General features: G+C 69.2%; 10 protein-coding genes. 5 read left to right on the plus strand and 5 right to left on the minus strand.

All coding sequences use genetic code 11. The features are described 5' to 3' along the window. Positions 1-38 precede the first annotated feature (38 nt). Both AB0C20_RS22120 and AB0C20_RS22125 read left to right on the plus strand, forming a co-directional pair. Positions 39-917 carry a DUF1963 domain-containing protein gene (locus tag AB0C20_RS22120; protein ID WP_357568639.1) on the plus strand — a complete coding sequence of 293 codons (879 nt, stop codon included), beginning with the start codon at positions 39-41 and terminating at the stop codon, positions 915-917. A gap of 100 nt (positions 918-1017) precedes the next feature. Next, positions 1018-1971 carry a cyclase family protein gene (locus tag AB0C20_RS22125; RefSeq protein ID WP_357177341.1) on the plus strand — a complete coding sequence of 318 codons (954 nt, stop codon included), beginning with the start codon at positions 1018-1020 and terminating at the stop codon, positions 1969-1971. Positions 1972-2011: 40 nt separating this feature from the next. Here AB0C20_RS22125 and AB0C20_RS22130 read toward each other — a convergent pair whose 3' ends face one another. From AB0C20_RS22130 to AB0C20_RS22140, 3 genes are read right to left on the minus strand one after another with little or no spacing between them, the layout of a single operon-like run. Next, a complete protein-coding gene (locus tag AB0C20_RS22130) occupies positions 2012-2251 on the minus strand; it encodes a hypothetical protein (RefSeq protein WP_357177339.1) in 240 nt (79 codons plus the stop codon). Then, a complete protein-coding gene (locus AB0C20_RS22135; protein ID WP_357177337.1) occupies positions 2217-2744 on the minus strand; it encodes a hypothetical protein in 528 nt (175 codons plus the stop codon). The genes AB0C20_RS22130 and AB0C20_RS22135 overlap by 35 nt, the downstream gene beginning before the upstream one ends. Continuing rightward, positions 2741-3760, minus strand: coding sequence for a hypothetical protein (locus AB0C20_RS22140; protein ID WP_357177335.1), 1020 nt, complete (start codon positions 3758-3760; stop codon positions 2741-2743). Before AB0C20_RS22140 ends, AB0C20_RS22135 begins: the two co-directional genes overlap by 4 nt. Positions 3761-3991: 231 nt before the next feature. Here AB0C20_RS22140 and AB0C20_RS22145 point away from each other — a divergent pair, with 231 nt between their 5' ends. Next, positions 3992-6472 carry a M14 family zinc carboxypeptidase gene (locus tag AB0C20_RS22145; RefSeq protein WP_357568640.1) on the plus strand — a complete coding sequence of 827 codons (2481 nt, stop codon included), beginning with the start codon at positions 3992-3994 and terminating at the stop codon, positions 6470-6472. Between the two features lie 81 nt (positions 6473-6553). On the opposite strand, the gene AB0C20_RS22150 is transcribed toward AB0C20_RS22145, so the two are convergent. Then, positions 6554-7021, minus strand: a complete 468-nt coding sequence (locus AB0C20_RS22150; protein ID WP_238684064.1) for a cupin domain-containing protein — start codon at positions 7019-7021, stop codon at positions 6554-6556. Between the two features lie 110 nt (positions 7022-7131). Here AB0C20_RS22150 and AB0C20_RS22155 point away from each other — a divergent pair, with 110 nt between their 5' ends. Beyond that, positions 7132-7608 carry an Rrf2 family transcriptional regulator gene (locus AB0C20_RS22155; RefSeq protein ID WP_357177330.1) on the plus strand — a complete coding sequence of 159 codons (477 nt, stop codon included), beginning with the start codon at positions 7132-7134 and terminating at the stop codon, positions 7606-7608. Between the two features lie 81 nt (positions 7609-7689). Here the strand turns inward: AB0C20_RS22155 and AB0C20_RS22160 are convergent, their stop codons facing one another. Then, the gene (locus tag AB0C20_RS22160) at positions 7690-8763 is read right to left on the minus strand and encodes a LacI family DNA-binding transcriptional regulator (RefSeq protein WP_357568641.1); all 1074 of its coding nucleotides are present in this window, start codon (positions 8761-8763) and stop codon (positions 7690-7692) included. Positions 8764-9323: 560 nt separating this feature from the next. Here AB0C20_RS22160 and AB0C20_RS22165 point away from each other — a divergent pair. After that, on the plus strand, positions 9324-12029 hold the full coding sequence (locus AB0C20_RS22165) for an RICIN domain-containing protein (RefSeq protein WP_357177326.1): 2706 nt from the start codon (positions 9324-9326) through the stop codon (positions 12027-12029). Positions 12030-12165 lie beyond the last annotated feature (136 nt).

Here is a 12165-nt window from a genome sequence, read left to right on the forward strand (position 1 = left end):
CGTCCTCTCGTCGTATCCGCGTGGCATCATGCTGGGCCATGGATCATCAAGGGCAGCTCCGCCGTGCCGCGATAGAGCTGGGCATTCCGGACGACGAGATCGGCAGGTTCGCCGAACACCTGCGCCTCGCGATCCGGTTGGTCGGGGGTTCCGGTGCTGCCCCGGTCGGGCAGTTCGGTGGCTTGCCCCGACTGCCGGTGGGCACCGACTGGCCGACCGCCGGAGCCAGCCCGCTGCCGTTCGTCTTCTCCGTCGACTGTGCGGCCCTGCCGAGAGTCGACGGCTTCGGCCTGCCGGCCGATGGGTCGCTGCTCTTCTTCCTGGCCCACGAGGAGGACCACCTGGCCGGTGGCGCCGGGGACCGGAAATACGCGCGAGTGGTGTACGTGCCGGCCGACGCCGCTACCGAGGTGGCGGAAGAACCCAGCATCCCCAACTTCGTCGGCGAGCAGTACGACGTCTTCGCCACGCTGAGCGCGGAGCTGCCCCCATGGATCGCCACGCACGACGATGAGGACGAGGACGACCTGTCGCCCTTCCAGCAGCAGCTGGCCCATGACCTGAAGCGTGACCTGCCGCATCTGGAGGAGCTCCGCGCGCTGGCCGACGACCTCTGGCCGCCCGTCGAGGGGCTTGCCAGCGCCGATATCGGTGGGTATGCCGACGACGAGGTGATCAGGAGCATCGCGGAGCAGGCCCTAGCCGGGCGGGAGAAGGCCGGTCAGATCGTCGTCCCGGTGGCGCAGTGGTATTCCCAGGTGGAGAAGGAGAAGCACCGGCTGACGAGCGAATGGGTGTCGCTCGCCCGGTTTCCCCTGCCCGATGGTTTCTACTACGGCAGCTTCGTGATCCGCCACGACCACCTGGCAGCCGGCCGGCTGGACGAGACGCTCTCCGTGACCGAGTTCAGTGAGTAGAACAGCCCCTGCGCTGCCTGCGGTCATCCGTCGATCAAGCGGCGGACTACTCTGACCTGCGGTGCCTCGAACCCGCGTGACCAGAGGAGTCGATGCTGACATGACGGCAGGACGATCGATGCCGACCCAGGACGAGGTGCTCGGGTACTTCGACACGCTGTCCAACTGGGGGCGGTGGGGCGGCGACGACGAACGTGGCACGCTGAACCACATCACCGACGATGTCCGGCTGGCGGCGGCGCGGGCCGTACGACACGGCAGAAGCGTGTCCTGCGCGTGGGAGGTCTCCGCACCGGGAGACATGGAGCGGTCGACGACGACGTGCCCGTGCACCGCCGACATGCCGGGTGCCGAGAACATGCCGCCCGCCTTCCACGCCGACCGGCGCTGGGGCTTCTCGTCCGAGAGGATCGGCATCTCGTACCACGGCAACACCCTCACCCACCTCGACTCGCCGTGCCACATCTACTGGGACGGCACTATGTACAACGGGCGATCGCACTCGTTCGTCGACGCGGCGACGGGCTCGGCGTGGGCGGCCGTCACGGCGGCCGCGAACGGGATCGTCACGCGTGGTGTCCTGCTGGACGTCGCGGCGGCCCGCGGTGTGCCGTGGCTGGAGCCGGGGGAGGGCGTGTATCCCGACGATCTCGTGGAGGCCGAGCGTCGCCAGGGGGTGCGGGTGCGACCCGGCGACGCGGTACTCCTGCGGACCGGCTATGGCCGTTTCCGGCACGAGAACGGTGCGGCCAGCGGTTTCACGCAGGCCGGCTGGCACGCGTCCTGCCTGCCGTGGCTGCACGAACGCGGGGTGGCGCTGATCGGCGCCGACACCCCCCAGGACGTTCAGCCGTCGGGGTACGACGACGTGTTGATGCCGGTCCACGCCGTGAGCCTCGTCGCGATGGGCCTGTGGATGCTCGACAACTGCGACCTGGAGGCCTGCGCGACGACGGCTGCCGAACTCGGCCAGTGGGACTTCCAGCTGGCGGTCGCACCGGTCCGCTTCGCTGGCACGTCCGGCAGTCCGATCAACCCGATCGCCACGTTCTGACCGGGAAGGAGTACGCGGCGAGGGCTTGTCGCGGCGCGGCTCAGTTCAGCTCCAGGACGGGTCGGGTCAGGATCTCATCGGCGTACCGGTCGTCAGAGGCGAGCCACTGGCCGAAATCCTTGTCCCGGTAGGCGGTTGCGAGGGTGAGCCACCCCACGAAGAAACCGCTGCCTCCGCAGGTGGTGCCGCCGCCATCGCCGCCGTACACGATGGTGCGCTCGGTGGTCGCCTCGTGCTGCGGATCCTCATGGCTTCTCCAGTCGTCGAAAATTGGCTGCACGCCGGCGGTAGTCGGCGGCCACGGCTATGACGAGCGGGCCCCACGCGAGCATTGGGGCGTAGTAGCGGAGCACCTCCCAACCGGGAGTCGGGTGCACCGGTTCGTCCTCACCGATGCCTACCCAGATGCTCTGCACAAAGTGGAACCTGTGGTTGAGGAGGAAGTACACGCAGACAGCGACGAGCAACGAGCCGCCGGTCAGCGCGATGCGCACGACCGGACGCGCCGGGATGGGACGGCCTCCGACGTCGGGTACCCAGTGCGGAACTCGCTGTCCCCACCGGTGCACCAGCCCGAGTGTCAACAGGGCCAGTCCCATCGACAGCGCGGACAGGAAGACCATGTACCAGTGCGTGGTGCCATCGTCGGTGAACACCAACGACAGTCGCCAGAGCGCGGACGGCAGAACGCAGAGCGGGACGGCATAGGCGGCCCAGATCGCCCAGGGCGGCGGGTCGGTGGCTGCGACGCGGGCGGAGTCGGTGGGGCTCATGGGTGCTCCGATCCGGGGAGGTCGGTCATGGAGGTGGCGGCTGAGGTGGCGAGGGCGTAGCCGGCGGTGGTGACGGCCAACGACACTCCCCAGCCGAGGAAGACCAGCAGCGTGGCGGTGACGGCCCACCCGTCCCACACGTCGGACCAGCGCGTGTCACCTGTGAGCAGTCGGCCGACGAGCACAGCGATGCTCAGCACGCCGTAGGCGACCAGCGTGAGCGCCACCACGCCGGCCGGGATCACCGCCAGCGGTCGGGGGACCTGTCGATCGTGTAGTCCCGGCACCCAGCGCGGAAACTGCTGCCCCCACCGCTGGACCAGACCGAGAACGAGCAGGCCGGCGAGCGGCGGGACGAGCGTGATCGCCAAACCCGTCGCCGTGGAGAGGTTCCGCTCGATGTCGTTCAGTTCCCGCCCGGAGATGCCGACCGGAACGCCGAGCACCCACAGCGCGTGGGGCACGGCCCAGCCGACCACTGGCAGCGCCACGGCGACGTACGCCCAGCGGCGCGTCCACCGCGGCACCGGCCGGTAGCCGACGGCGGCCGGTCCGCGCCGGGGCCCGGATGCGTTCGCGAGCCCGGCGAACAGGACGCCACCGGCCACCAGCAGGAGCCGGGCTCCGAGGTCACGCCAGTCCGAGGGCCGTCCCGCGAGCGCCGCCGGGATCTCGAAGAGCAGGTGCAGCGGGAACGCGGCCACCAGGAGCAGCGCGGCCGCAGCCCAGCTGCCGGCGGTGGCCCAGCGGCCGGGGAACCGGACCGTGCACCCGAGCACCACCGCGAGGGCGACGCCGACTCCCACCGCGCCCCACCCCGACCAGAGCGGCAACGCCACGACCTGGTCCGCACCGCACCCGCCCGCCGGGTCGACCAGATCGGTGCGGTCGCACGCGGTGTACCCCCACCGGCCACCCGCGATCCAATAGAGCCGCTGAGCCACCGCGGCGACGACGAACACGGCACACGCCAGTGCCCACGGTCTGGCACGGGTCGGTATCTCAACGACAGCCATGGTCCAACGATCGCTGGCTGCGGAACGGCTCTCCTCCCCGACAGATGGGGAGGCGCTTCCTCGGCCGGGGGAGAGGCCGCCGAGGTTACTGACGCGGCGGCGCGGAGTCGGCGACGGTCGCCTCAAGGAATGCTCAAATTCGATCGACGTGAACCGCTGGAGCCGCTAACGCACATACGCTCACCGGACCGGTCCGCCGGCAATCACCCGTCGTAGGCAGAAGGAGGGGGAATGCGGCGATCACAACGGCGCATCGCGCTGCTCGCGCTGTCCACCCTGGTGGGCAGCATCCTCGTGACAACCGGCCCTGCGGGCGCGGATCCCACGGGGCCATCAGCCGCCGCCAGCCGATCCCAGCCTGAGGATCGGGAGTCGGTACGCCTCGTACACATCAGGCTGACCGGCGCCGACATGCTGGACAAGGTGGCCGCTGCCGGCTTCGACCTCGAACACGGCCTCCGGCGCGTGCCGAACGGCATCGAGGGCGAAGCGGTGGTTACCGCCGAGCAGGTCACCGAACTGACGGCGATGGGCGTCGAGGTGCTCGGCGCCGACGCGGGCTTCGTGTGGAGCGACGAGGCCGACGGCGGTCTTGGCATCGGCGCGGCCAGCGCGCGGGCGGCCCAGCCGGCGAACCACGACGCGACGGTACGCGTCGTCCGCGCCGACTGGTTCACCACAAAGGGTCAGGGCTTCCTCTACGTCGAAGCGCGGACCACCGAGGGGCAGCAGGAGGACCCGATCGTCGGGATGCAGGTGGAGAACGACTCGGGGAAGGGCACGCCGTTCGGCTTCGCCCGGACGATGAGCCGGTTCGTCGACTCCGGGCAGTACATGTTCCACCGGAACCTCTTCAAGCTCGACGTACGCCCCAGCAAGATCAAGCTGACGAGTTCCACAGGTGGCGTCGCGACCGGCGTCGTCTCCAACTGGCTGGAGGACGCCCCACCGCCGCTGACGGAGAACCCGTCCTACAAGTCGGACTTCGTGGACGGCTACCGGCACCCGCAGCAGCTCTACAGCCGTGCCAAGGAGATCGCCCGTCAGTACCCGGACATTGCCGAGATCGTCTACCTGCCGAACCAGACGAACGGGTACCAACGCAAGGCGCAGGCCCAGATCGGCGGCGCGGGGCAGGCGGCGGTCGTCGTCTCCTCGGCCGCATGGGGTCACCAGGGCGGCAACGACGTCACTGTGGACTTCGTGGACCGGGCTGACCCGGGTCTCCCGCTGGCGGTGGAGGTCACCGGCACGGCGGTTCGTGTCCTGCTCGCCACTGACGCCTCGGGTGCGCCGACGAGCACGGCCGCCGAGGTGGCCGAGGCGCTGCGAAGCCGCTCTGCGGGGCTCATCGACCGGGCGCACCCGTACCGCACCAACGAGGGCACCGGCATCGTCGCTGCGACGGCCGGCCCGGTCGCGCTGACCGACTTCCTCGACCAGAAGCGTGTCGGAGCACCGGAGGGCGAGGTGCCGCGAGGCCCCGCGACGATCCCGGTACTGCGGATCGGCAAGCACCGTGACGGTAAGAAGCCCGGTGTGCTCATCCAGGCGCAGGACCACGCCCGCGAGTGGGTGCCGGCGACGACCAGCCTGGAGTCGGCCGAGCGTCTGGTGCACAACTACCGGTCCGACCGGGAGACGAAGAAGATCGTCGAGAACACCGACGTCTTCTTCATCCTGTCCAACAACCCCGACGGGGCGAACTACAGCTTCTACAACTTCGCCTCGCAGCGTAAGAACATGACCAACCACTGCCCGGACGCGAGCGCCGACCCGGCGCAGCGGAACTCCTGGGGCGTCGACCTGAACCGGAACTACCGCGTCGGGTCGGGCCACGACGGCTACGCGGGTGGGTCGACCAACTGCGTCAGCGGCACCTACCAGGGGCCGGAGGAGCTGTCCGAGCCCGAGTCGAAGAACATCATCTGGCTGGTCGAGAAGTACAAGAACATCAAGTTCATGATGTCGGTGCACTCCAACGGCGGCCAGCTCTTCTGGCAGCCCGGCGCCTACATCGCGGACGGCCGGATCACCACCCCGCGTCCGCCACTGGGTGACGAGGCGTTCTACTGGCAGTCCGCCGCCCGGATCCTGTCGCAGGTCAAGGCGCACCGGGAAACTGTCGTGACGCCGGAGAACGTCGGCGGCTCGTCCGACGTCCTCTACTCCTCGGCGGGCAACGTGCGCGAGGACCTCTACCACACCTACGGGATCTACGCGTTCGGCTGGGAGGTCGGCGGCTCCGTCTACAACCCGGCCACCGGCGACTGGCAGGGCGGTTCGTTCCAGCCGGAGTGGGACGGGAACCCCGAGCTCGTCAGTGGCCACGCCGAGACGATGGAGTACGCCAACGGGATCATGGAGATGTTCCGGGTCGCGGCGGACTGGGGCAGAGACAAGAAGGACCCGACGTCCCGGTTGGTCCCGGGTGCGGGGCGCTACTCCGGGCCTGTCGACGTGCACTTCGAGACCAGCGAGCCGGCCACCATCTACTACACGACCGACGGCAGCCGGCCCACGCTCGAGTCGCCCCGCTACGCGGCAACCGAGTTCCGTGAGCCGGGGCAGGTGTTCCACGTGACCGAGACGACGACGTTCCGCTGGTTCTCGGTCGACAGCGCCGGCAACATCGAGAAGAACTACGACCCGACGAAGAACGACAGGCGCAACAACTACCGCAGCGCGACGATCAGGATCGCCAAGGGGTAGCGCCAGTCCGACAGTCGTTGCCCCGTCGGTGCGGATCACCCGCGCCGACGGGGCAGCCTCTGCACGAACAGGTCGCGTCGGTCAGCCTCGTCGGCCGGCCCACAAGGGGCTGTCCACGTAGTGGTTGTCGTAACGGTCCTGGGTCTCGGCGACGTCCTGCCAGGTGGCTTCGCCCCGGTGCACCTTGTCGAGCAGTCGGTAGTAGTCGAACCGGGGCTTGCCGGGGGTGATCACGACGAGGAAGTCGGCGTCCCGGCCGTCGGCGGGGGCGAAGGCGTGTGGGGTGTTCGGCGGGACGAAGAGCACGTCTCCCCGATGCAGGGTGCGCAGTTCGTCGTTGACGAGTATCTCCAGGGCGCCGTCGAGCACGAAGAAGAACTCGCCGGAGTGGGTGTGCAGGTGCGGCGGCGCACCGTCAGTGCCGTGCTTGAGCACTGTGCGGTTGCTGGTCAGGGCGCCGCCGGTGTGCTCGGGGTCGAGGAGCAGCGTGATCACGCTGGCCGGATCGCTGTCGAGAACCTCGGCCTGGGCCGCGCGTACCACAGTCATTTTTCGACTCCTTCGTCGTTCACCGATTCCTAGACACTAGATGTCCAGAATCAGCGACGCCAGCGATCACATCCGACGTCCCAAATTCTGGACAGGTAGAGTCCAGGATCATGCGGATGAGTCAGGGCGTCGAATGGGCCCTCCACACGTGCCTCAACCTGAGCTGGCTGGACGCCCCGGTGCCGACCAGCACCCTCGCCGCCTTCTACGAGCTGCCGCCGGCGTACCTGAACAAGCAGCTCCAAGCCCTGGCCCGAGCCGGAATCCTGACGTCGACCTCGGGGCCACGCGGGGGCTTTCAGCTCGCCCGCGGCCCGGCGGAGGTCTCCCTGCTGGACATCGTGGCCGCGATCGAGGGCCCGGAGGAGCTGTTCCAGTGCGACCAGATCCTCCGTAAGGGCCCAGGCGAGCACGCGGGCGTCGACTATCGACAGTCCTGCGCGTTCGCCCAGGCCATGCGTGGCGCCGACCTGGCCTGGCGGCGGGAGCTGGCCGGCAAGACCGTTGCTGACGTTCGGGCCGACGTCGAGCGCGGGCACCCGGAGGCCCCAGCCAACACCCGCGCCAGGATCGTGGAACTGCGCTAAGGCGTGTTTCAGAAGTCGTGGGTGGCCGGTGAGGTCACGGCGGGCGGTGATCGATAGCTGAAGAGGTCTCCGGTAAATGGTTCAGTGACGGCTCGCTCGGCGGCCACGTCCCGGGATCGGCCGGGGCGGTGGTGGCGCCGTCGAGGCGCGGACGACGAGCTCGACCGGTTGGTCGGCCGCCGGTGGAAGCTCGACGTCCGGCTTCTCGATGACCTGTACCAGCAGCGCGAGGCCCTGCCGCGTGACCTCGTCGAACGGCTGCCGCACGGTGGTGAGCGGGGGAGTGACGTAGGCGGCGACCGGGATGTCGTCGAACCCGACGACGCTGATGTCCTCGGGCACGCGGCGCCCGGCCTCGAGCTGCGCGCGGATGAGACCGATCGCCATGTCGTCGTTCGCGGCGAACACTGCGGTCACGGCACCGTCGCCGGCCAGTTCCCGGCCCGCCGCGTATCCGGACGCGGCCGACCAGTCGCCCTCGACGACCGGCGGCTCGTCCGCGCCGTGGGCTCGCAGCGCCTCGCGCCAGCCGGCGAGACGGTCCCGTGCCGAATACCACCGCTGCGGGCCGGCCAGGTGGTGGACGGTCGCGTGCCCCAGCTCCAGCAGGTGCTCGGTCACGGCCCGCGCGAGCCGGCCCGCGCCGACCCTGGCGGTCACCACCTGCGGCGCGGCGAAGGTGGGCGGCGCGCCGAGGACCAGGACCGGCACGTCGACGCTGATGAGGCCGACGCCCTCGTCGACCGGCTCGGAGATGACGACGCCGTCCACGCCCTGGGCCAGCAGCGACGCCAGGGCGCTAGCGATGCCGCCCGGGTCGCCCTCGATCGTGGTGGCCACCCGCAGCGTGTAGCCCACCTCCCCGACCGCCCGCTCGATGCCCATGAGCCACGAAGCCGGCCCGTACAAGGCGCTTCCGAGCGTCACCACGCCGATCGACCGGGTGCGCCCGGAGGCCAAAGCCCGGGCCGCTTGGTTGCGTCGGTAGCCGAGCTCCTCGGCGGCGTCCAGGACCCGCCGGCGCACGTCGGCCGAGACGTACGGCTCGTCGTTGAGGACCCTGGACACCGTCTTCTGGGAGACGCCGGCCAGCCGCGCGACGTCCACGCTGCGCGGCGTCGGAGGGCTTCCACCCGGCCTCGCCAGTCGCGTCACGGCACCTCCCATCGCCGGCCATAGTCCTGTATGATTGCGTAGTCATGTCTACGCAGTCAGACACTCACCGTCAGGGCCCGTAACCTGCACGTGACGCTGGCGACGCACGTTCCTTACCAGCACCCTAGCTCCATTTTCGACCCGAACAAGTCAGGCCGGGCCGCCCGCCGACTTCGCCGAGGACCACAGTGCTGTCCACGCCTTCGAGGTGTCACGGCCGAGCGTCGCAGAGGCGAATCGGTTCGCTATGTGATCGGCGCAGCGTCGGTGGGTCGGCGACACGGAATGCCTGGAGCACGATGCCCCAGCAATCCGCAGCGGTCGTATTTGTCGCCGGCCATCGAAGCTTGTGAGGCGTCAGGAGCAGGAAGTAACCGTCTTGAAACCTTGACTTCACGCTCTATGTGCCCATTAATACAGATATATGTATCTGGGCCGCGACCACCCTTCCGGGGTGGTCGGCGACGCCGGCAGATTCGTCGAATCGATTCGAGTATCGGCCATGTGGCTGTGCCCTGAACGGTGTTGCCGAGCTGCCGGGTGAGTCACAGGAGGTAACCGTGCATCGTACGAACGTCCACTGGGGTGGCCGATTGTCGGCGCTGGCCAGAGGGCTGGCCGCGACCGTGGCGCTCGCCCTGCCCCTGACGCTGGGTGGCCTGACCCTGCCCCCCGGGTCGACCCTGGCCGCGCCGGCCGCGACGCAGAGTGTCGCGGCCGCCGGACTTGACGGTGTGGCGGCCGGTAACGCCGCGATCGCCTCGGTCGACCTGGCCGGGACGTGGAACTTCACGCCCGCGGGTCGGGGGGCGACCACGATCGCGGTGCCCGGTGGCGGCTGGTACAAGCAGGGCTTCACCGACGTGAACGAGGCCGTGTACTCGCGCAGCATCACCGTGCCGGACTCGGGGCAGCCGCAGTCGACCTGGATCGAGTTCGGCGCCGTCAACCACCAGGCGACACTGTCGGTCGACGGCCGCGTGGTCGCCACCCAGACGACGGCGTTCACCCCGTCGAACTTCGACATCAGCACATACGCGGCGCCCGGCACCACCCACACGATCACGGTGAACGTGAAGGGCCGCGGCGCGTTGAAGGCATCCAACGGCCGGTACCTGGTGCCCGACGCCGCAACGTGGTCCGAGGCTGTCCCGCAGGGGATCTTCGGGTCCGCGTTCCTGCGGGTGTACCCGGCGGTGTACGTCAGCGACACATTCGTGCGCACGTCGGTGGCGAACAAGACGCTGACCTACGACGTGACGGTGCGGAACACGTCGGGCAGTGCCCGGTCGGTGACGTTGACCGGGTCGCTGTCGTCCAGCAACGGAACGGCTTTCAGCTACCCGGCACTGCCCAGCCGTACGGTCACCGTGGCGGCCCGCTCGACAGTGACCGTGACCGTCGGGCCGGTCGCGTGGAACCTCGACAGCACCTCGTACTGGTGGCCCAACGTGCCGTACCGGTCGGGGTACCGGGCGCAGCTGCACGGGCTGACGGTGCATGCCGTCACCGACGACGGCCGGACGAGCGACGCCGAGTACCGGTTCGGGTTCCGGGAGGCCACCCAGAACGGTGACTACTACTACCTCAACGGCGTGCGCACGAACTTCCGCGGCGACAACCTCCAGGGTGCCGACTATGACCGGATCAACAACGGCGGCAAGGGCGACGCGTACCACACCCTGCCCGGCTTCCTGCCTCCGTCGTCCGGCAACGGCGGCTGGCCGCAGGCGGTGGACAACTACCAGCGGCTGAACTACAACGTGGTGCGCATCCACCAGGAGCCCGGAAGCCCGTACATGTTGGATGTCGCCGACGAGATGGGCCTGATGATCATCGACGAGGTCGCGATTCGCGGCTCCCAATCCTCGCAGGAGTGGCAGAACTCCGTCGGGCGCGAAAACATGATCAACCACGCCCGTGCGCTGGTCCTGCGCGACCGCAACCACCCCGCGATCATCCGCTGGAGTCAGAACAACGAGCCGAACCAGAGTGGCCAGGATTCCGAACAGTTCGAAAAGGACCTGTACGCGGCGATGAACGGCGCCGACGGCACCCGGCCGATCATTGTCGAGGTGGGCGTCGGCAACAATGTCAGCCTGTATCCCGGGATGACGTACGCCAACTTCGCGGTGATCCCGCACTACGTCGACGGCTTCGGCAGGTACGGGGAGGGCCTGGTCAGCGTGAACGGGCGGCCCGACGGCGAGGGCGAGTTCATCTGGCCGGCATGCAACAACAAGCAGGGCTTCGAGTGGTTCGCCACCGCGACTGCTGCCAAGCGCGGCAAGGGCGCCACCGACCTGCGTCCGTACACCCTGCTGTCCGCCTGGGCGAGCGTCGTGCCCGGCGTGCGGAGCACCGACTTCACCCCGGAGGAGGGTGGTCACCCGATCTACGGCGTGGACAACCTGCCCGACCCGTGGAGCAACCCGCAGATCCAGCGCGTGCAGGCGGCGTTCAACCCGGTGGCCGCGATCGACCTCCCGTACTGGTCCGCCTCCGGCAATTCGGACTCCAACGGCAACTTCCCGCTGGCGCAGGCGGTGCCCAGCTACGCCCGCAACGCCACGGTGACCCGCAACATCACCGTGTTCAACGACGACTTCACAAACACCTCGGTGGGCTTCGCCTGGACCGCCCGGCTCGACAGCCCGACCGGCGCGGTCGTCGCGTCCGGCAGCACCACCCTGACCGTCCCGCTCGGCTCACGGGTCACCCAACCGGTGTCCTTCACCGCCCCCGCCACCGGCAGCCGCGTGTACCTGCAGCTGTCGACCACGAAGTCCGGCAGCACCGTCTTCACCGACGCGGTCGAGTACCTCAACCTCAGTGGAAGCGGCGGAACCGGGCCCGCAGCAGGCACCTACCGCATCGTCAACCGCAACAGCGGCAAGCCCCTCGCCATCGCCGGCAACTCCACCGCCGACGGCGCCAAGGCGGTCCAGCAGAGCGGCTCCCCCACCTGGACGATCAGCACCACGCAGGACGCCTACACCCTGCGCTACACCGCCTCCGGAAAGATGCTCGACGTCAACGCCGGCAGCACCACGCAGGGCCTGCAACTGCAGCAGTGGTCGGCAAACGGCGGCACCAACCAGATGTGGTACCTGCGGCCCACCGGTGACGGCTACTACACCATCGTCGGCCGCGGCAGCGGACTGGCAGCCGACGTCTACGCCGCCTCGACCAGCGACGGGGCGCAGGTCGTGCAGTGGACCGCCAACGGCGGGACCAACCAGCAGTGGCAGTTCGTACCCGCCTGACCAGTAGCAGAGGTGAGCGCCAAGTTCGGCCGCCGGTAGCGGCCCGGCGGCCCGGTCGTTCCCGCGCCCGGCGCGTCCGGCGCGGCGTTCATGCCCGGCGTGCCCGGCGTGCGCCATGATCCACTCGGCTTCACGG

It is taken from the genome of Micromonospora sp. NPDC048843 (genome assembly GCF_040649965.1).
In the GTDB taxonomy this organism is placed as follows: domain Bacteria; phylum Actinomycetota; class Actinomycetes; order Mycobacteriales; family Micromonosporaceae; genus Micromonospora; species Micromonospora hortensis.

Excerpts from the sequence above, each read along its gene's own strand:
- AB0C20_RS22120 (WP_357568639.1), top strand. The coding sequence starts at position 39 with ATGGATCATCAAGGGCAGCTCCGCCGTGCCGCGATAGAGCTGGGCATT.
- AB0C20_RS22125 (WP_357177341.1), top strand. The coding sequence starts at position 1,018 with ATGACGGCAGGACGATCGATGCCGACCCAGGACGAGGTGCTCGGGTAC.
- AB0C20_RS22135 (WP_357177337.1), bottom strand. The coding sequence starts at position 2,744 with ATGAGCCCCACCGACTCCGCCCGCGTCGCAGCCACCGACCCGCCGCCC.
- AB0C20_RS22140 (WP_357177335.1), bottom strand. The coding sequence starts at position 3,760 with ATGGCTGTCGTTGAGATACCGACCCGTGCCAGACCGTGGGCACTGGCG.
- AB0C20_RS22145 (WP_357568640.1), top strand. The coding sequence starts at position 3,992 with ATGCGGCGATCACAACGGCGCATCGCGCTGCTCGCGCTGTCCACCCTG.
- AB0C20_RS22150 (WP_238684064.1), bottom strand. The coding sequence starts at position 7,021 with ATGACTGTGGTACGCGCGGCCCAGGCCGAGGTTCTCGACAGCGATCCG.
- AB0C20_RS22155 (WP_357177330.1), top strand. The coding sequence starts at position 7,132 with ATGCGGATGAGTCAGGGCGTCGAATGGGCCCTCCACACGTGCCTCAAC.